We start from the raw sequence: 17,641 nt of genomic DNA, 5'->3' as shown, positions 1-17,641 counted from the left end.
TCCTTTACACCAGCACCGAGCCCTTGGCGTCGATGACGCCTTGGGTGTCGGCTTCGCCCAGAAGCATTTCGTTGTGCGCCTTGCCCGATGGGATCATCGGGAAACAGTTCTCGTGCTTTTCGACCAGGCAATCGAAGACGACCGGGCCGTCGTAGTTCAGCATCTCCATGATCGCATCGTCCAGATCGTCGGGGTCCGAACACTGGATGCCCTTGGCCCCGAAGGCTTCGGCCAGCTTGACGAAATCAGGCAGGCTTTCGGACCAGGAATGCGAATACCGCTCGCCGTGCAGCAATTCCTGCCACTGGCGCACCATACCGAGGCGTTCGTTGTTCATGATGAACTGCTTGACCGGCAGGTTGAACTGCATCGCGGTGCCCAGTTCCTGCATGTTCATCAGCCAGCTGGCTTCGCCCGCGACGTTGATGACCAGCGCGTCGGGATGGGCCATCTGCACGCCGATGGACGCCGGGAACCCGTAGCCCATGGTGCCGAGGCCTCCGGACGTCATCCAGCGGTTCGGCCCCTCGAAGTTCAGGTATTGCGCGGCCCACATCTGGTGCTGGCCGACTTCGGTGGTGATGTAACGGTCGTGGTCCTTGGTCAGCGCCTCAAGCCGTTGCAGGGCGTACTGCGGCTTGATGATCTTGCCTTCCTGCTTGAACTTCAGGCAGTCGACCTTTTGCCATTCGTTGATCTGTTTCCACCACTTGGCCACACCTTCGGTGTTGGTCTTGCGGCCGCGCGACTTCCAGACCTTCAGGATGTCTTCCAGCACGTGCGCCACGTCGCCGACGATGGGGATGTCGGCCTTGATCACCTTGTTGATCGACGACGGGTCAATGTCGATGTGCGCCTTGATCGAGCGGGGCGAAAACGCATCCAGCACGCCGGTGATCCGGTCGTCGAAGCGCGCGCCGATGTTGATCATCAGATCGCAGCCGTGCATCGCCATATTCGCCTCGTAAAGACCGTGCATGCCCAGCATGCCCAGCCACTTGTCGCCCGAGGCAGGATAGGCACCCAGACCCATCAGCGTGCTGGTGATCGGAAAGCCGGTCGCCTCGACCAGTTCGCGCAGCAATTGCGATGCGGCGGGGCCGGAGTTGATGACGCCGCCGCCGGTATAGAACACAGGGCGCTTGGCGGTTTCCAATGCGGCCACCAGTTCGGTGATCTCTTCCATGTCGCCCTTCACGGTGGGCTGGTAGTGCGACATCGACGGTTTCGGGCCGGTATAGGTGCCCGAGGCGAACTGCACGTCCTTGGGGATATCCACCAGAACCGGTCCGGGTCGGCCAGACAGTGCGACGTGGAACGCCTCGTGGATCACGCCAGACAGCTTCTCTGTCTCTTTCACCAGCCAGTTGTGCTTGGTGCAGGGACGGGTGATGCCGACGGTGTCGGCCTCCTGAAACGCATCCGAGCCGATCATGAAGGTCGGAACCTGTCCGGTCAGCACGATGATCGGGATCGAATCCAGAAGCGCATCGGTCAGGCCGGTCACCGCATTGGTGGCGCCGGGCCCCGAGGTCACAAGGCACACACCCGGCTTGCCCGTCGAGCGCGCATAGCCTTCGGCGGCGTGGACCGCGCCCTGTTCGTGGCGCACCAGAATGTGCTTGATCGAATTTTGCTGAAAGACTTCGTCGTAAATGGGTAGGACGGCACCGCCGGGATACCCGAATACAGTGTCCACACCCTGATCTATCAGGGCCTGAACCACCATCTTTGCTCCGCTCATTTGACGTGTCATAGCTCTACTCCGGTTACGCCATACTGTCTTGCGCACATAAAAAAACCCCCGTTTTGGCGGGGGCACATGGGTCGAATTCTGGTCTACCGTTACCGGCCCATGTGCGTTGATCCTACGATGACGACGACATCAGCCATGTCTTGGGTCCTCTCAAGTGCGTTTCGGGACATTATGAGCGGTTGTCGGGAGCGTCAACAGTCAATCGGCGGGAAATAATGTCGCAGAGAGCATAAAATTCTTTATGAAAGTTGCGCGAAGGCGAGAAATTTCGATGTTTTGGAAAAAAATGGGCGCGGGATCGGTCCCCGCGCCCGTCTGGTCAGGAAAAATCAGCCGGTGATCAGGTCGCTTGCATGGGCGATACTGTCGCGGCCTGCCTCGACGCAGGCCAGCATGTGCCCGAGCGAGAAGTTGCCATCCTGAGCCGCACCTAGCGTTGTCCACGGCTTGAAGTCATGCGTCGAGCAGAGGATCGAATCCGCGTCCAGCACCAAAAGCCGCATCAGGGTGCCCGCCACGATGGTCCCGCCCACGGGGCCGAGTTTGCCGCCGTGCTTTTCGCCCTCGTGCAGACAATAGTACCACAGCGGTGTCTTGGTGATGCCATGGTCGCTCAATTCCTTGGGTGCCGGGATTTCTGCGGTGTGCATCAGGCGCGCCATTTGCTGGCCCGAAGGCAGCTCCAGCGTCATGCGGTCGCGAAAGATATTGCGATGCGGCAGCTTGCGGCTGTCCTCGATGCTCAACTCCTTGCCTGCGATCTTCAGCTTTTCGCCGATAAAATGCAGGTTGAAGATCGACCCGGCAAGTTTGCGCCCGATGGGCCGTGCCTTCTGAAACTTGGAATTGCCGGGAAAGTCGAACAGCCGCGAAAATTCGATGTTCAGCTCTTCGGGCCGCGAGTGGAATTCCTTGCGCATCATGTCGAACAGCTTCACATCGCCAGAGGTGCCGTTCAGCTCATAGTCGTTCTGCACCGTGGCGTGGCCAAAGCGATAGGCGGCGCCGGAAAACTCGATCGGCATGATCGGGCTGTCTTCGGTGAAGGGTTTGGGCAACCTGCCTTCGGCAAAGGCCTTGCGGACAGACTTGAGCACGTCGGCATCGACGAATGCTGGCAGGAAATCGTTCAGCACCATCCATTGGTAATGCAGCCGCAAGATACGCCGCGCGGCCTGAAAGGGATGTTCCGAGGGTTTGTATCCTTCGGTGATCGCCTGCGCGCGAATGCCCTCAAAGGCCGCAGGGACCAGGTGCGCGTCTTCTTGCAGGGCTGTCATCAGGATGTTGTGCATGCACACGAACGCACCCTGAAGCTGGCTGAGGATCTGGTTCTCGTCATTGCGCATGTCCCCGATCAGCGCCGTGCCATGGCTGTTGCGCGCCAGATCGCGGGCGTTGTCCTTGGTCCCGAACAGCAGGAACCCCGAGTGGTCGGGGTGATACAGATAGGGCGACGCCTCGTTGCCGTCGCCATAAACGCAGTCCAGATCCAGAGCAGGCGTGCGCACATTGCGGATCGAACGCGGGTCGATGCGCGTGCCGATGGCGCTTTGGGTGTCGAGCGTGACGTCGTGGTCGATGAACTGGCCAAAGAACGTCATGCCCGCCGCGGCCGGCCCGTCGGGGTCGTCTTCGTCCAGCATGTCGTCAAGCGCCTTGGTAAAGGCCTTTTGCACCGACTGGTCGTCAAAGGGTTTGCCATCGGGGCCTATGCCCGAAAGCTCGTTACGGGGTCCCAGGCGGCCAAATGCCTGAGGAAGCGGGGCGGGGGATGTGTTCGCGCATTCAAGGACGAAAGCATCATAGCCTGATAGGCCGTGCGAAACGGTCATTGTGATCTCCTTTGAATAAATTGCTTTAACGGGGGTAATTCGGTGGAAAAAATTCGAAGATTTTAAGTAAAATTGTTCCCGTATAGTCTGTGTACCATACAACCCTATGGTCGATCAGGTGAGGAAATCCCTACCTTATGGTTGAATCGTGCGAACGCTCCGCATAACAGCGGGCGCGCGCACGGGAGCTGTGCAGGATCGACGGGGGGCAGCAGTCAGGGGCAGTCAGCGCCCGGACAATCCTAGCGTCCGGTGCCTTGCAGCACGCCATGCTCCATCGCATAGCGGGTCAGACCGGCAGTGCTGGAAATGCCCAGCTTGCGCTTGATGTTCTTGCGGTGCGTCTCGACCGTGCGCACCGAGATGTCCAGATCACGGGCCACGTCCTTGTTCGTCATGCCCTGCGCCAGTTGCAACAGGATCGTCTGTTCACGCCCCGTCAGCGACACGCGAAGATCGCCCGGCTTCGGCTCGATCGAGCCTTTGGCGCCGGTGCACAGATACCGCTCGCCGCGCATCACGGCGTCGATGGCGTCCTTGATCTCTTCGGTGGGCACATCCTTGAGCACATAGCCGCGCGCGCCGTGGTCCAGCGCCGAGGCGATGTATTCGGGGCTATCGTGCATCGACAGGATCAGAACGGCGGTGTCGGGGCTGCGCTCCAGCACCAGTTCGGTCGCGGTCAGCCCACCCATTTCCGGCATGTTCAGATCCATAAGGATCACGTCGGGCTTCAGCGTGTCCAGTTGGTCGATCACGTCGCGCCCGTTGCCCAACGAGCCCACGACCAGCAGATCGTCATAGCTTTCCAGAATGGTCTGGATGCCTTGGGCGACCATCGGGTGATCGTCGACCACCAGAACGCGGACGGGACGGGGCAGGGGTGTTTGATCTGTCATGCTTGCATCTTTTCAGAAGGGTGTTCGGGGGCGGAATGGGGATCGGGCGGCAGCAGGTGCGACAGCGGCACGGTGGCCTCGACCGTGGTGCCGGAGGTGGTCGCATCGCTGTCGGGCAGGTTCTTGCCGCGCGACGACGTGATCCGCAAGGTGCCGTCCAGCTGTTCGATCCGTTCTTGCATGTTGCGCAGGCCGATGCCGCGCTGGTCGGCGGAGGGGCCACGGGTGGCGCGCGAGATACCGCAGCCGTTGTCGGTGATGCGTAGCGTCGCGCCCCGCCGGTGGCCGCGCAGATCGACGGCGACCTGCGTGGCACCGGAATGGCGCTCGATATTGGTCAGCGCCTCCTGGGCGATGCGGTAGAGCGCGATCTTGGCGTTGGGGTCCAGCCGGTTGCGGAAGACCACGGTGTTGAACGTGGTGCTGACCCCGGTGCGGGTCTGGAAATCGCTGGTCAGCGCCATCAGCGCAGGCCCAAGGCCCAGATCGTCCAGCACGCCGGGGCGCAGGTCGCGGCTGATCCGGCGCACCTCTGATATGGCGCTGACCAGGTTGTCGATGCCTTGGTCCAAAGAGGTTTCCGCCGTTTCGGTGGCCCCCGATTTCAGCCGTCGCCGCGCGATATCCAGTGCAAAGCGCACGCCGACGAGAATCTGGCTGATCCCGTCATGCAATTCGCGCGCGACGCGCCCGCGTTCCTCTTCCTGTGCGTCGAACACGCGCTGGGTCAGGCGTTTCAGCTTGGCGTCGGCCAACCTGCGTTCGCGCGCGTTGATCACCATGCCCGAGCCGAAGACCAGCAGCACCGCCAGCAGCGCGATCACCGTGATATAGACAAAGGTGCGCCGCACCCGCGCCTGCACCTCGGCGCGCGAGGTGGCCACGGTGGTCAGCACATCGTCGATGAAGACGCCGGTGCCCACGGCCCACTGCCAGCTTGGGAACGATGTCACGTATGAGATCATCCGCGCCTCTTCCCCGGTCGAGGGCTTGGGCCACAGATGGGTCAGGTAACCGTCACCCTGGCGCGCGATGTCGATCAGGTCGCGCACCACCGGTGTGCCTTCGCTGTCGGTCTGGTCCAGCCAGTTGGTGCCGATGCGGTCGGTCTGGCGCGGGCTGACCAGGCTGGTGCCGTCATAGTCGTAGACGAAAAAGAACCCCTCGCGGCCATAGATCATCGCGGACAGGATCTGTTTGACCTGCTGCTTTGCGGCCTCGTCATCGGGGGCAGCACTGCCGTAGACGAAATAGAACCCGTTGCGCGCCTGCGTCACGTAATTGCGCAGCTCTGCCTTCTTGGCCTCGATCAGCTGAAGTTCCAGCGCGCGTATCTCGCGGTCGGCCAGCGCGCGCGACTGCAAGGTCACCAGAATGGCAATCGCGGTCATCGCCAGCACGACCGGAACCGCCGCGATCAGCGACAGCTTTTGCGCATAGCTCAGGGAAAGGCGGGACCAAAGACGCAGCATCGTGATTCGATAAGCGGATTCTGTTGCGAATCATAGGGCGCAGGCAGCCCGCAGGGGGGCGGGTGCCGATATTCGTCTAAAATTCATCGAAAAATCGCCGTCAGGACAGTCTTTTGACGGGTCAAGTGATGTCGGTACGTAGTACTTGGTATTCCATTTCAAACGCGTCTGCGTAGGGTTACCGACACGCGAGCGGCCGCCTGCATTCACAACCGAGCGGTCGTCACATAAACTTTGGGAGGAGAAACTATGGACCGTCGTTCATTTCTGAAGACGTCTGCGTTGGGCGGCTCTGCCGCTGCCGCAACCACGCTGGCCGCACCGCTTTACGCGCAGGGCAAACGTACACTGACAATGGTGACCTCGTGGCCGCGCGGCTTTGCCGTGCTGGACGATGCTGCGACCTATTTCAACACGATGGTCGACGAGATGTCCGATGGCAATCTGACCATCGAGAAGAAAGCGCCTGGCGAGCTGGTCGGTGCCTTCGAAGTGTTCGATGCCGTCTCTTCCGGTCAGGCCGACATCTATCACGCGGCTGACTACTACTTCATCGGCCAGCACCCTGGTCTTGCATACTTCACCGCCGTGCCCTTCGGCGGCACAGCGCAGGAACTGACCAACTGGTATCTGCACGGCGGCGGCCATGAGCTGCACAATCAGGTCGGTGAAATCTTCAACATGAAGATGTTCCTGGCCGGCAACTCGGGTTCGCAGTCCGGTGGCTGGTTCCGCAAGGAAATCAACTCGGCTGCCGACTTCAACGGTCTGAAATTCCGCATGCCCGGCCTTGGCGGCAAGGTGCTGGGCAAGCTGGGCGCATCGGTTCAGAACATCCCCGGCGGCGAGCTTTACCAGGCGTTGTCCTCGGGCGCGCTGGACGGTCTGGAGTGGGTCGGACCCTTTGCGGACGAACGCGCCGGTTTCCAGGAAGTCGCCAAGATCTACTACACCGCCGGTTTCCACGAGCCGGGCTCGGGTCTGACCGCGTCGGTCAACCTGGATGTGTTCAACGATCTGACACCTGCCCAGCAGAAGATCATCGAATATTCCGCGATGGCGACCACGCACACGGGTCTGGCCGAAACGCTGGCCAACAACGGTGCGGCGCTGGCGCGTCTGCAACAGCAGGGCGTGAAGACCATGCAGTTCCCCGACGACGTCTGGGATGCCTTCGGCACCGCCTCGAAAGAGGTGATGGACGAGAACATGGATGACACCCTGTTCGCGGACATCCGCGGCAGCTTTGAAGAGTCGCTGAGATCTTCGGCCGAATGGCTGCAGAAATCCGACGCCTTCTATGTCGAACAGCGTCAGCGCGTGCTGAACCAGGGCTAAGCCAAAGCCGATCCGACACTTCGGGGGCCGTGCCATGCGCGGCCCCCTGATCTGCATCCGGCCCGCGCGCGCGGGTCCGGACGGCACCCCTGCAAATCCGGCGAGACGTCCGGCGTGCAGGCAGCGTTACGACAAGCCAACCGAGGAGGGCTGTGAACGATGGAAAACGAAGTGACCTGCGAGGGATTTTTCCGGGCGGCAGAAGGCGCAGAGCTGAGCTGTCTCGACAAGTTTCAGGACGGCGGACTGTTACAGTTCATTTTCGGCAACCTGCTCGAGGCGGTCTACAACCTCTTTGCCGCAGTGCTGAACCCCGGCATGTGGCTGAACTGGGCCGACCCGCAGGCGCTGATGCGCTTTATCTATTACGGCGGTTCGGTCGAGCTGTTCTTCGTGACGCTGCTGTTGCTGCTGATCGTCACCGGCGTCGGCCTGTGGCATCGCGGTTTCATGTGGGGCTGCGTGCGGGTGATCGAGGGGCTGAACAACTCGGTCGGTCGGTTCTTTGCCTGGGCCGGTCTGCTGATGGTGATCCAGCAGATCGTGATCGTCTTCATGCAGCGTATTTTCACGCGGCCCGACATCTCGTTCGGCTTTGGCATTCCGGTGCAGTTCGACATCTCGTGGTTCGGCGAAGAGTTGAAGCTTTACAATGCCTTGGTCGTCTGCCTTTGCGTGGCTTACACCTTTGTGCAGGGCGGGCACGTGCGGGTCGATCTGTTCTATGCGGGGGCGAAGTTCCGCACCAAGAAGATCGTGGACATGTTCGGCGCGGTGTTCTTCATGATGCCCTTTGCCATCGTCACTTGGATGTACGGCTGGTACTTCCTGTGGCGCCACCTGGTCACGCCGAACCCTTCGGCCTCTGACAGCCTGGACCTGCTGCTGCGCAAGGCCCGCATCCTGAAATGGAACGTCGAGACCATCGGCTTTTCGCCAAACGGCTTCAATGGCTACTTCCTGTTCAAGATCCTGCTGGTGCTGTTCTGCGCCATGGTGATGTTGCAGGCGATTGCCACGCTTTACCGCAGTTGGTGCGAGATGCGCGAAGGCGAAACATCCGAAAACAGGTATCTCGACCGCGACAGTCTGGGCGCGGGCGAAGAAGCCTATGAGGGCACGCACTGATGCGCGCGCCTTTCGAAACTTGCAAGAGTGACCATAAAAATGACGGGCGCACACCGCCTGCACGCAAAGATTAGGGACAGAATATCATGTTGTTTGGACTCGATGGCGTCGAAATTGGCCTGATCATCGTCTTTGTCTGCCTGTTTGGCGGCATCCTGTCGGGCTTTCCGGTGGCTTTTGCCATCGGCGGGGCGGGCATGATTTCCTTCGGGATCATCGCGGCCCTCGACAGCGCGGGGCTGTTGATCCATCAGGCGATTGACCAGTCCAGCGCGGTCTACCGCGATCTGGTCAACAGCGGGGTCAAGGCGGATACGATCAGTATTTTCCGATACCCCGACCTGCCGCGCATGGCCGAGCCGGTGTTCCCGCAAGGCTGGGAAACAGCACTTGACCGCAATGTGTCGTTCATCGTCAACCGCATGAACGAACGGGTTCTGGCGGGGCAGTCAATCGAGACGCTGCTGGCGGTGCTAATGTTCGTGCTGATGGGCATCACGCTGGAACGCTCGAAGATCGCGAATGACCTGCTGACGACGATGGCGCGGGTGTTCGGCCCGCTGCCGGGTGGTCTGGCCGTGTCGATTGTGGTCGTGGGCGCATTCCTTGCCGCATCGACCGGGATCGTGGGTGCGACCGTGGTGACAATGGGCCTGCTGGCCCTGCCGACCATGTTGCGCAACAACTATTCCCCCGAAATCGCCACCGGCGTCATCGCGGCGTCGGGAACGCTGGGGCAGATCATCCCGCCCTCCATCGTCATCGTCCTTCTGGGCACGCTGGCGGGCGATCTTTATTCCGCCGCACAGGAGCAGCGCGCGCAGCTGGTGGGCTGTACCGACGCGCTGAGCTATCTGGGCAAGCCTGCGGTTCTGTCCGTGGGCACGCTGTTTCAGGCCGCATTGCTGCCGGGCATCCTGCTTGCGCTGCTCTATGCGCTTTATGCGTTTATCTACGCGCTCCTGAACCCTGACAAGGCGCCCGCCGTGCCGATGGGCGCCGCCAACGGCGAGCCGATCACCCGCCGCGAAGGCTTTACCTGGTTCCTGGGCGCGCCGATGTTGATGGTGGTGGGCACGATCCTGCTGGGCAATCTGGGTGTGGTCGGATCGCAGAACATGACCGTTTCCTCCTTTTCGGACATCGAGCAGGGCGCATCGCTGCGCACCAACGTCTCGCCGGACTGTCAGGAGGCGATGATCGAACTGCACGGCCAGTCGAGATGGGACAGGGCCGTGGCCGAGCAGAGCGAAATCGACGCATCGGGCGGCTTGCAGGCCTCGACCCGGCTGACACCCGAAGCGTTGCAGACCGCCATCGACGACAAGGTGGCGAACGCAGCCCCCATCGGCACCGGCACGGCGATCCTGCTGATCCTGACCGGCCTGATCCTGACCACGGCGCGTGGCGTCGCACCCTCGCGCGACAAGCGGCCCCTGGTCATTGGTGCAATCGGTGCGGTGCTGGTGCTGCTGATCGACATCCTGCTGATCGGCCCGCGCACATCACCCGGTGTCTATGTGGTGCTGATGGCGGTCCCCTTCGCGACCCTGCTTTATGGGTGCTACCACGGGGTAATCGCCTGTTCGAAGAACGAGCTGATCCGCGTCGTGTTCCCGCCGCTGGTCCTGATCGTCGCGGTGCTGGGCTCGATCCTGGGCGGCATCACCAACCCGACGCCCGCCGCGGCACTGGGTGCGGGCGGTGCGATCATGCTGGCCGCCTACCGCAAGCTTACCGACACCGACCGCAGCCCAAAGGTGATCATCTGGTCGACGCTGGCCATTCTGGTCTGCATTCTGGTCGGGGTGAACTTTGACCTGCGGATCAACACCGACGACGTGTCGTTCGAAAGCTGGGTCGCCTTCATCGTGGCCTATGGCGCTTATCTCTATGCGCTGTTCGGCCTGCTGTTCAGCTGCTGGATACTCTATACTGCGGGCGTGCTCACACCGGTGGTGCGCGAGACGGCGAAGGTGACGTCGATGGTCTTTACCATCCTGATCGGCAGCCAGATCCTGAACCTGGTCGTCATCAGCTTCGGCGGCGAGCATTACATCCAGATGTTCCTCAAGTCCTTCGACAACGAGATCAAGGTCTTCCTGCTGGTGATGGTGGTGCTGTTCGTCTTGGGCTTTGTCCTCGATTTCCTCGAGATCATCTACATCGTCATTCCCATCGTCGGGCCGGTGATCTACGGTGGTTCGTTCGATCCCAAATGGGTCACGATCATGATCGCGGTGAACCTGCAGACCTCGTTCCTGACGCCGCCGTTCGGCTTTGCGCTCTTCTACCTGCGCGGTGTTGCGCCCAAGGAAGTCACCACCGGCCACATCTATCGCGGCATCATCCCCTTCGTGCTGATCCAGGTGCTGGGGCTGGCGATCCTGTGGTTCTTCCCCTCCATCGTGACAATCGTGCCGCAGCTGATCGGGCAGGGGTGAGGTAACAGAGCGGCGCGCCCTCTGGTCTTGGCGGGGGCGCGTGCCGCGATTGCTGGAGGCTCTGCCTCCAGACCTCCGGGATATTTGTGGCCAAAAGAAACTGCGGGCAGCCCTGTGCTCAGCTGCATTCCCTGTGCAGCAAGGCGACAAGATCGGCGGCTGGCATTGCACGGCTGAGGGGTGCGCCTTGTCCGGCCCATTGCGCGCCGAAGCCGTGTTCGCCCGCAGCCTTGGCGGCGGCGTTCAGGGCCTTGCCTGCGTCATAGGCGATTGGGTAGTCGGGGACCGCGGCCTTGGTCTGGCTGGCCCACGCGGTGAACCGGTTGGCCAGAGCGCGTGCGGGGCGACCTGAAATCGCCTTGGTCAGCAGGGTGTGCTGTGCGGCCTCGCCTGCGAGGGCGGCGCGGTAAGCCTCGTCTGCGCTGCTTTCGGGACAGGCAATGAAGGCGGTGCCTAGCTGGGCGGCCACGGCCCCCAGGTCCAGCACCGCGCGGATGCCTGCGCCGTCCATGATGCCGCCGGCGGCGATGACGGGAAGGGACGTGTTCTTGACCAGCAGTCGCGTCAGCGCGAAGGTGCCGAGCATATCGTCGGCAGCGTCGGGGTCGAACATGCCGCGATGGCCGCCGGCCTCGATCCCTTGGGCGATGATCGCATCGAGGCCTGCCGCAGCGATGGCTTTGGCCTCGCGCAGGTTGGTGGCCGTGGCGATCAGCGCGCAGCCTGCATCCTTTAGCGCCTTGATGCGGGCGGCATCGGGCAGACCGAAGTGAAAGCTGACCACGGGCGGTGCCGTTTCGACCAACATCTCGAACATGGCATCGTCGTCGGCAAAGCTGCGATAGATGATGCGCAACCCGGTCGGAGGCTCGGCTTCGTAGGCATTGAAAAGCGGGCGCATCGCGTGAAGCCACGCCGCCTCGCGCGCCGCATCCGGAGTAGGTGTCGCGTGGACGAAGACGTTGACGTTGAACGCGCGGTCGGTCAGCGCACGGATCGTGTCGATCATCGCGCGCGCGCCTGCGGCGTCGGTGGCGCCCACGCCGATTGACCCCAAACCGCCCGCATCCGACACCGCAGCCGCCAGCGCCGGGGTCGAGACGCCCGCCATCGGGGCCTGAATGATCGGGTGCGTGACATTGAGCTGATCGAGGAATGTCATGGCCTGTCCCGCCCGCGTCGCTTAGCGTGCCGGGCGGCTGTCGGGCAGGGCGATGTTGGCGACCTGTTCGGCAATCGGATCGGATGACAGCGGATGGGTTTCGGGGGTGTAGTCATCGGGATTGTTCAGCTTTTTCCACTTGCCCCCCGCATAGATCTCGAGCCCGGAAAAGTTGGATTTATAGCCCATCTTCTGACTGCCCGGCACCCAGTAGCCAAGATAGACATAGGGCAGCCCCGCCTCGCGGGCGATTTCGATGTGGTCGAGGATCAGGTAGGTGCCCAGGCTGTTGCGCGGCATGTCGGGAGTGTAGAACGAATAGACCATGCTCAGCCCGTCGGACAGCACATCCGTGAGGCAGGTGCCGATCAGATCGTGATCGGGGCCGGTGTATTCGATGACCCGGCTGCGCACCGGCGTCTCCTCGATCATCGCGGCGAACTCGAACACGTCCATGTCGGCCATCCCGCCATCGGCATGGCGGCTGTCGAGGTAATGGCGAAACAGATCGTATTGCGCTTCGGTGGCCCAGGGCGATGTCGCGCGGCGGCTGACGTCGGCATTGCGCCGCTGCGTGCGCCGCTGGCTTTTGGTCGGCTTGAACGCCGCGACATTGATCCGCGCCGACAGGCAGGCCGCGCAATCGGTGCACGATGGCCGGTAGAGCACGTTCTGCGAGCGTCTAAACCCCTGATGCGACAGGCTGTCGTTTAGTCGGCCCGCATTCTCGCCCTGCAAGGCAGTGAACAGCTTTCGCTCCATCCTGCCCTCGAGATAAGGGCAGGGTTGCGGAGCGGTGACGTAGAACTGCGGTGCAAGAGGCAGCGAATGGCGCATGAAAGATCCGTGTGGTTTTTTGTAATGATAGCCACGCAGAAATGTCTGACAAGAGCCACTTCGATTCAAGGTTTACAAGATTTACCCCAGGCTCCGGCGATTCATTGCCGCCGTGCCCAGAACAAGGTCTGTCAGGCTTTGGCCGCGCGACGCTGCACACATGAAGATCACCGACAGAAGTTGCAGCGGAAAGACCGCCCAGCTGACGTAATATCCGGTGGTGTGCAGCAGCGCCTGACCCAGGTCCAGACGCGCGCCCGTCGCATCGCGCAATTCGATCGCGGCAAGACGCATGCCCAGCGTGCTGCTGCGGTTGGCGATGGTGATGGTGCGGTAGGCAAAGTCAATCACCGCATAAAGCGCGGGGAAAAAGAACAGCCCGGTGAAGGCGGTGAAGGGCACGATGATCACCGCCAGAACCAGCACAAGGATGGTGTCGACGATCCACGCCATGAACCGTTTGGTCGTGACATCGCGGTAGAATTTCGGATCGGCAAGCGGATCGGCGGAATAGGTCATGTGAGCCTTCTGTTCCAGAATGGGGAAAAGGGAGGCCAGCCCCCGTTTCCGGGGGGCCGGCGTTATGTGGTCAAGTTCAGGCTTCGGTGCTGGCAGGCTTGGCGCGCTCGTCCATGAACTGGTCGAACTCTGCCTTGTCCTTGGCTTCGCGCAGACGCTCCAGGAACGCCTCGAAGTTATTTTGCTCTTCTTCCAGACGGCGCAGCGTGTCCGCCTTGTAGCTGTCGAAAGCCGAGTTGCCGGTGGATCGCATCGAGGTCATCGAACGCGACATGCGGCGGGACGAACAGGATTTATTGAACATGCGTTTGCTCCAGATCAGGTAAAACAGAAGGGCGAGGCCAACGGGCCAGAAAAACACAAAGCCGAGGACCATTGCGGCGATCCATGCGCCTTTGCCACGGGCATCCAGCCAGCCTTCGGTCTTGGCGAACCAACCGGGGTTCGATGTGGAAGAAACGGGTGCAGTTGCGGTTGTCATCTTTGAACCTTTCATCAAGCGTGAAATCCCGGTTTGATTTTGACTTGGCCGGAATGTGAATGTCTTTCACATCACTGAATTTGGGCATTCCTGGCTCTGGCGCAAGGGTGTATGTGAATGTTTTTTACATTTACTTTTTTTACGATTTGAAATCAGAGACTTCGGCATCGCAGATTTTCACCAGATCCGCCGGGGTGATTGCGAAAACGTGGTGCGGCGTGCCCGCTGCGGCCCAGATCACGTCGAAATCCAGCAGGCGGCGGTCGAAAAAGCACCGGATCGGCGACAGGTGCCCAACCGGAGAGACGCCGCCGATGGCAAAGCCGGTCTGCGCACGGATTGCGGCGGCATCGGCCTTGCCCAGATCCTCGCCCGCCAGCGCCGCGGCCTTGGCCACATCGACGCGGTTGCCGCCTGCGGTCACGAACAGCACCGCGCGCCCGCTGGTCTGGCCCTGGAACACGATCGACTTGCCGATCTGGTCCACGGTGCACCCCAATGCGTCTGCGGCGTCCTGTGCGGTGCGCGCCAGAGCGGTTTCGGTGATCTGCGGGGTCTGTCCTGCGGCCTCCAGGGCGGCACGGACGCGTTTCAGGCTTTTGCTCATGGGGGTATATTTGGCAATCGGTCTGCTGCCGCGCAAGAGCAGAGTTGGCGGCAAACGCAGCCCCCATTGACGCGCGCCTGTCAGCGGGCAAAGTACGCCTATGAACACGCCCCTTATTCCCATGCGCATACCGCGCGCTTTCGATCCCGACCGTGGCGCCGAAGCGCGCGCGCTGGTGCCGGATGTGACCGCCGAACAGGCCGAGCTGATCGCAGGCACGGCGGCGTGCAGCCCCTATCTGGCCGGGTTGATCGAAAAAGAGGCCCCCTGGATCGCGCAGGCGCTGCAAGCGCCCGACGCGGCGCTGACCGACACGCTGGCCTTTGTGGCCGCACTGGAACAGGCCGGGTTGATGAGCGGTCTGCGTCAGGCCAAGCGCCGGGTGGCGCTGCTGACAGGGCTGGCCGATCTGGGCGGGGTGTGGCCGCTGGAACAGGTGACGGGGGCGCTGACGGCATTGGCCGATGCGGCCTGCGACACCGCCCTGCGCGCAGGCATCGCCACCCAGATCAAACGCGGCAAGCTGCCGGGGATGGGCTCCGACGACATCGCCGATGCGGGCGGCATGGTTGTGCTTGCCATGGGCAAGATGGGCGCGGGCGAGCTGAACTATTCCTCGGACATCGACCTGATCTGCCTCTTCGACGAAAGCCGTTTCGATCCGCCCGACTATCACGAAGCGCGCGCGGCCTTTGTTCGGGCCACGCGGGCGATGAGTGCGGCGCTGAATGACATCACCGGCGAAGGTTACGTGTTTCGCACCGACCTGCGTCTGCGCCCCGATCCTGCCGTCACGCCCGTCTGCATGTCGATGGAGGCCGCCGAGCGTTACTACGAAAGCCTTGGCCGCACATGGGAGCGTGCCGCCTATATCAAGGCGCGTCCCGCAGCGGGTGACCTGGCCGCAGGCGACAAGTTCCTGGCCACGCTGCGGCCCTTCGTCTGGCGCAGGCATCTGGATTTTGCGGCCATTCAGGACGCCCATGACATGCGGCTGGCGATCCGGCAACACAAGGGACTTGGCGGGCCGATCACATTGCCCGACCACAACATGAAGCTGGGGCGCGGTGGCATCCGCGAGATCGAGTTCTTCACCCAAACCCGCCAGTTGATCGCGGGCGGGCGCGACGCCGACCTGCGGGTGCGCGGCACCATCGACGGGCTGGCCGTGCTGTCGCAGAAGGGCTGGATACCGGTCGAAGTTGCGGCGCGGCTGACCGACCACTACCGCGCCCACCGCACCGTCGAACATCGCCTGCAGATGGTGCGCGATGCGCAGACGCACAGGTTGCCCGCCACCGACAAGGGCTTTGCCCGGCTGGCGGCAATGATGGACATGGACGTGGACGCGCTGACCTCCGACCTGCGCAAAAGGCTTGCGGCAGTGCACGAGGACACCGAAGGTTTCTTTGCACCCTCCGCACCTACCGAGACTGAGACGGAAGTGCCCGACATCGACCTGTCGATCACCAACCGCTGGCCCACGTACCCCGCCTTGCGCAGTGCGCGCGGCGCTGCGGTCTTCGAGCGTATCCGCCCGGTGTTTCTGGAAAAGCTGTCGCGCGCTGCACGGCCCGACGAGGCATTGCGCGCGCTCGACGGGTTTCTGGCCGGTCTGCCCGCCGGAGTTCAGCTGTTTTCCCTGTTCGAGGCGAACCCGCAGCTGGTCGATCTGCTGATCGACATCGTCGGCACGTCGCCTGCACTTGCGCGTCACCTCAGCCAGAACGCGGGTGTCTTTGATGCGGTGATCGGGGGCGCGTTCTTTGACGATTGGCCCGAACTGGACGTCTGGCAGGCCGATCTGGAAAGCGCGCTGCACGACGAGCCCGATTACGAATCGCGGCTGGATATCGTGCGCCGCTGGGCCAAGGAATGGCACTTTCGCATCGGCGTGCACCTGCTGCGCGGGGTGATAGACCCCGGCGATGCGGCGGCACATTATTCCGAACTGGCCCGCATCTGTGTGCGCGCGCTCTGGCCCGTGGTGGTGGACGAATTCGCCCGCCGTTTTGGCCCGCCCCCCGGTCGGGGCGCGGCGGTCGTGGGCATGGGATCGCTGGGGGCCGGGACGCTCAGCCCGACCTCGGACCTGGACATGATCGTGATCTATGACCCGCTGGATGCCGATGCGTCGGACGGGCCGAAATCGCTTGCGACGCGGCCCTATTATGCGCGGCTGACGCAGGCGTTGATCACCGCCATCACCACCAGCACCGCGCAGGGCAAGCTTTACGAGGTCGACATGCGCCTGCGCCCTTCGGGCAATCAGGGCCCCGTGGCGACCAGTTGGCCCAGCTTTCAAGACTATCAGCGCGCCGAGGCCTGGACGTGGGAGCATTTGGCGCTGACCCGTGCCACGGTGATCGCGGGGCCGCCCGATCTGGTCATCGACATAGAACAGTACCGTCAGGGTCTGGTGACCCAGACCCGCGACAGGGACCAGACCTTGGGCGACGTGGCCGAGATGCGCGCCCGGATCGCGGCGGCGAAACAGCCCGCGGGCCCTTGGGACACCAAGCTGGGCCGGGGCCGGATGCAGGACATCGAGCTGATTGCGCAGATGGGCGGGCTGCTGGCCGGTCAGCTGGCGCGCAGCGTGCCCAGCGGCATCGCGGGTGGAGTCGATTGCGGGCTGTGGGATCAGGCGGCGGCCGACACGCTTCTCGACGCCTATGCGCTGTGCTTTGACATGCAGATCGCGGCGCGGCTGCTGACACAGGCGCCGCTGGATACGGATGCGTTGGGGCAGGGCGGCGTTGCGTTCCTGTTGCGCATCACCGGCCAGCCCGATCTTGAAACCCTGCGCGAGACCTTGTCGCGCACCACGGATGCCGCCGCCGACGTGATCGACGCGGTTTTGCCCCAGCAGAAAGAGCCAGGATGAAAAAAGGCGACGTCAACGACCCCAAGGGCCTGATCTACGAATCCTTTCGCATCGACGGGATCACGCCACCCGAATGCCGCAGCATCTTTCTGGACTGGGCGCTCAGCCTGCCGGTGGACGCCGACACGCGCACCGCTCTGGCGGCGCTGCTGGATCATTATGCCGACCGCGCCGACCATCCGATGACGCAGGTGATGACCGATGGCCTTGCCGCGATGGACAAGCCGCGCCGTCGCGGTGGCTGGCGCAGCCGGGCGCGCGACTGATCCTGATCGG

The 17,641-nt window shown here is 62.5% G+C and carries 14 protein-coding genes; 5 read left to right on the top strand and 9 right to left on the bottom strand.

All coding sequences use genetic code 11. The annotated features are described in order from the left end of the window. Positions 1 to 4: 4 nt before the first annotated feature. From NTA49_RS03340 to NTA49_RS03325, 4 genes are all read right to left on the bottom strand, one after another. Positions 5 to 1,756, bottom strand: coding sequence for an acetolactate synthase 3 large subunit (locus NTA49_RS03340; RefSeq protein WP_258293242.1), 1,752 nt, complete (start codon positions 1,754 to 1,756; stop codon positions 5 to 7). A gap of 329 nt (positions 1,757 to 2,085) precedes the next feature. Further along, a complete protein-coding gene (locus tag NTA49_RS03335; protein ID WP_258293241.1) occupies positions 2,086 to 3,591 on the bottom strand; it encodes a peroxidase family protein in 1,506 nt (501 codons plus the stop codon). A gap of 242 nt (positions 3,592 to 3,833) precedes the next feature. Continuing rightward, positions 3,834 to 4,490, bottom strand: a complete 657-nt coding sequence (locus NTA49_RS03330; RefSeq protein ID WP_258293240.1) for a response regulator transcription factor — start codon at positions 4,488 to 4,490, stop codon at positions 3,834 to 3,836. Further along, complete coding sequence (locus NTA49_RS03325) at positions 4,487 to 5,962, bottom strand: cache domain-containing protein (RefSeq protein ID WP_258293239.1); 1,476 nt, start codon at positions 5,960 to 5,962, stop codon at positions 4,487 to 4,489. Before NTA49_RS03325 ends, NTA49_RS03330 begins: the two co-directional genes overlap by 4 nt. Before the next feature lie 249 nt (positions 5,963 to 6,211). On the opposite strand from NTA49_RS03325, the gene NTA49_RS03320 reads away from it, so the two are divergent. The 3 genes from NTA49_RS03320 (at position 6,212) to NTA49_RS03310 (ending at position 10,872) form a co-directional block, all read left to right on the top strand. Then, complete coding sequence (locus NTA49_RS03320) at positions 6,212 to 7,300, top strand: TRAP transporter substrate-binding protein (RefSeq protein WP_258293238.1); 1,089 nt, start codon at positions 6,212 to 6,214, stop codon at positions 7,298 to 7,300. 159 nt (positions 7,301 to 7,459) lie between these two features. Beyond that, positions 7,460 to 8,428 carry a TRAP transporter small permease subunit gene (locus NTA49_RS03315; protein WP_258293237.1) on the top strand — a complete coding sequence of 323 codons (969 nt, stop codon included), beginning with the start codon at positions 7,460 to 7,462 and terminating at the stop codon, positions 8,426 to 8,428. Between the two features lie 86 nt (positions 8,429 to 8,514). Next, a complete protein-coding gene (locus tag NTA49_RS03310; protein ID WP_258293236.1) occupies positions 8,515 to 10,872 on the top strand; it encodes a TRAP transporter large permease subunit in 2,358 nt (785 codons plus the stop codon). Between the two features lie 118 nt (positions 10,873 to 10,990). Here the strand turns inward: NTA49_RS03310 and NTA49_RS03305 are convergent, their stop codons facing one another. The 5 genes from NTA49_RS03305 to NTA49_RS03285 all read right to left on the bottom strand — a co-directional run bounded on the left by NTA49_RS03305 (position 10,991) and on the right by NTA49_RS03285 (position 14,478). Then, a complete protein-coding gene (locus tag NTA49_RS03305; protein ID WP_258293235.1) occupies positions 10,991 to 12,034 on the bottom strand; it encodes an NAD(P)H-dependent flavin oxidoreductase in 1,044 nt (347 codons plus the stop codon). A 21-nt stretch (positions 12,035 to 12,055) separates the two neighbouring features. Next, complete coding sequence (locus NTA49_RS03300; protein WP_258293234.1) at positions 12,056 to 12,871, bottom strand: arginyltransferase; 816 nt, start codon at positions 12,869 to 12,871, stop codon at positions 12,056 to 12,058. A gap of 81 nt (positions 12,872 to 12,952) precedes the next feature. Then, complete coding sequence (locus NTA49_RS03295) at positions 12,953 to 13,390, bottom strand: RDD family protein (protein ID WP_258293233.1); 438 nt, start codon at positions 13,388 to 13,390, stop codon at positions 12,953 to 12,955. 76 nt (positions 13,391 to 13,466) lie between these two features. After that, complete coding sequence (locus NTA49_RS03290) at positions 13,467 to 13,871, bottom strand: DUF2852 domain-containing protein (RefSeq protein ID WP_258293232.1); 405 nt, start codon at positions 13,869 to 13,871, stop codon at positions 13,467 to 13,469. Between the two features lie 139 nt (positions 13,872 to 14,010). Next, the gene (locus tag NTA49_RS03285) at positions 14,011 to 14,478 is read right to left on the bottom strand and encodes a YbaK/EbsC family protein (protein ID WP_258293231.1); all 468 of its coding nucleotides are present in this window, start codon (positions 14,476 to 14,478) and stop codon (positions 14,011 to 14,013) included. A gap of 121 nt (positions 14,479 to 14,599) precedes the next feature. On the opposite strand from NTA49_RS03285, the gene NTA49_RS03280 reads away from it, so the two are divergent. After that, complete coding sequence (locus tag NTA49_RS03280) at positions 14,600 to 17,365, top strand: [protein-PII] uridylyltransferase family protein (RefSeq protein ID WP_258293230.1); 2,766 nt, start codon at positions 14,600 to 14,602, stop codon at positions 17,363 to 17,365. Further along, positions 17,362 to 17,631: a hypothetical protein gene (locus NTA49_RS03275; RefSeq protein WP_258293229.1), complete on the top strand. Its 270-nt coding sequence runs from the start codon at positions 17,362 to 17,364 to the stop codon at positions 17,629 to 17,631. The genes NTA49_RS03280 and NTA49_RS03275 overlap by 4 nt, the downstream gene beginning before the upstream one ends. Positions 17,632 to 17,641 lie beyond the last annotated feature (10 nt).

It is taken from the genome of Pseudosulfitobacter koreensis (assembly GCF_024733015.1).
Lineage (GTDB): Bacteria > Pseudomonadota > Alphaproteobacteria > Rhodobacterales > Rhodobacteraceae > Pseudosulfitobacter > Pseudosulfitobacter koreensis.
The sequence above is the reverse complement of the archived record's forward strand: the minus strand, read 5'-3'. Positions and strand labels throughout refer to the sequence as shown.